The organism is Ornithinimicrobium cerasi (assembly GCF_003702705.1).
GTDB lineage: Bacteria > Actinomycetota > Actinomycetes > Actinomycetales > Dermatophilaceae > Ornithinicoccus > Ornithinicoccus cerasi.
The window spans coordinates 1-628 of record NZ_QZMN01000077.1 but is presented as its reverse complement, the minus strand read 5'-3'; the positions used below and the strand labels follow the sequence as shown (position 1 = coordinate 628).

Here is a 628-nt window from a genome sequence, read left to right as displayed (position 1 = left end):
GTCCCCGCACTGACGGCCTGATCAACCCCACCGAGGGATCACCGTCGTACACCACTTCACCGGACTTGACCCCGGTCCGGCATGGTTTTCGCCGCGCCTGTGGCTGGCGAGGCCCAAGGGATGGTCTGGCCCCGCGAAGATGGTCCATCAGTACGGAGAGTTGACGGTGTGTCCCGGATGCTGAGGGCGTCACTTCGGCGAGGACGGTGCGAAAGTGCTTGACCGCCCGCAGGGCGCCACTGACGCCACCGTCGTAGACGAAGGGGACAGGCTTTGCCCCCCACTCCGCCAGGCTCCACACAACGCGGCCTGTGGTTGTGAGAGTCAGGGGTGCGGGCCGCAGACATTGGTGATGCCGAAGGTGCAGGCATTAGGGCCGCCGGAGGATGCAGGTGCAGCCGGCGATGGCGATGACCCGCTGGTCGGCGTCTACGATGCGGGCTGAGGCGATCATGGTGTTCCTGCCCGGATGGATGACCTCCCCGGTGCAGAGGAGCTGTCCGCTCGTGAGCAGCGCCGGGCGCAGGAAGCGGACGTTCATCTCAGAGGTGGCATAACCGACCGCGGCTGGTAGCAGCGAGTGGACTGCGCATCCCATGGCGGTGTCCAGCATGGCTGCAAGGACGCC

1 protein-coding gene is annotated in these 628 nt (G+C 66.4%); it reads right to left on the bottom strand.

Going from position 1 to position 628, the window contains the following annotated elements:
• Positions 1-370: 370 nt before the first annotated feature.
• Positions 371-628: PaaI family thioesterase (locus D4B81_RS17875; RefSeq protein ID WP_161965305.1), on the bottom strand; the 258-nt coding region annotated here is incomplete at its 5' end.